General features: G+C 72.4%; 1 protein-coding gene and 1 pseudogene. Both read left to right on the top strand.

The features are described 5' to 3' along the window. Positions 1-259, top strand: a pseudogene (locus tag AB0O00_RS39485) (hypothetical protein); the annotation flags it as partial. 62 nt (positions 260-321) lie between these two features. Then, positions 322-1,404: aldehyde dehydrogenase family protein (locus AB0O00_RS39480; RefSeq protein WP_363659495.1), on the top strand; the 1,083-nt coding region annotated here is incomplete at its 3' end.

The following is a 1,404-nucleotide window of genomic DNA, read 5'->3' as shown; positions in this document are numbered from 1 at the left end:
CGCGGTCCCGCTGGGCGCAGCACTGGCGGTCGTGGCCCTGGAGACGCTGGGGCTGCGCTGGACGATCGTGGGGCTCGCCGGCGCCTACCTGCTGGTCGTCGGGGCCTGCTGGCGATCCACGGCCCTCCGGGCAATGGGCACCGGGTCCGGCGCCGCCCAGCACCCCCCGGCGCCGTCCGACGCCACCCGACACCGCCTTGCGCCGTCCAACGCCGACGCCGACGCCAACACCGGCCCGAGAGTCCATGACTCTACTTGACAAGTAATGACATTTACTTGACTCTGACTCATCATGGACTTCCCGACATCGAGGAGGGATGCATGACCCCCGTCCCCGCCCGGCCCGCGGCGCTGCGCCGGGTCCGCGACTTCCTGGCCGACAACGCCGAGCACGTGCGCGCTCTGCTGTGCGAGATCTCCACCCACCGAGCCGCCGGGTACGAGCTGGAGGCGGCCCTGGCGACGCTGGACGGCGCGGAGGGCGAGGTGGCCCGTCACCGGCCCCCCGCGGTCGGCCGCTCGGCGGTCTTCATGCCGTCCAACCTGATCCTCTACTCCTACGTCCTCTACCTCCTCGTCCCCTCGCTCTTCACCCGGGACCTGGTGTTCCGGCCCTCCAGTCAGGTCAAGGACCAGATGGCCAGCCTGCACGCGATGCTGGCGCCGGTGCACGGCCTGCCGGTGGAGCTGGCCACCACCAGCCAGCGGGAGTTCGTCGAGGAGGAGGCCGCACGCGCCGACGTCGTGGTCTTCACCGGCGCCTACCGCAACGCCGAGCAGGTCCGCGCCCAACTCTCCCCCGGGCAGCTGTTCCTGTTCCTCGGCTCCGGCGTCAACCCCTTCGTCATCGCGCCCGGCGCCGACGTGGCGAGGGCCGCCCGCGACGCCGTGGAGATCCGGCTGCTGAACTCCGGTCAGGACTGCCTCGGCCCCGACCTGCTGTGCGTGCACGAGAGCCTGCTGACCCCCTTCGTGGACGCCCTCGTCACCGAGCTCAAGGGCCTGCGCTACGGCTCCTACACCGAGCCGGACGCCGACTACGGCCCGCTGTTCTACGAAGGTGCCCTGGAGGAGGCGGCGCTGTTCCTGGCCCGCCACCGCGAGCGGATCGTGCACGGCGGCGCGGTGGACTTCGCCGGCCGCCGGGTGGACCCGGCCGTCGTCCTCGGCCCGCCCGCCACCCCGCGCACCCAGGTGCCGGAGTTCTTCGCCGCCGTGTTCAACCTGACGCCCTACCGGGACGAACACGCGCTGGCCGCCGTCCTCACCACCGGGATGTTCACCGAACGGGCCCTCGGCTCCAGCGTCTACGGCCACGCCCCCGCCCTCGTCAAGGCGCTCGGGCGGCGCACCACCGTCACCACCGACACCACCCTGCTGGCCATCGACGACGGCAACGCGCCC

The organism is Kitasatospora sp. NPDC093558, assembly GCF_040683475.1.
Taxonomy (GTDB): Bacteria; Actinomycetota; Actinomycetes; order Streptomycetales; family Streptomycetaceae; genus Kitasatospora.
This window is presented reverse-complemented; position numbering and strand designations above follow the sequence as displayed.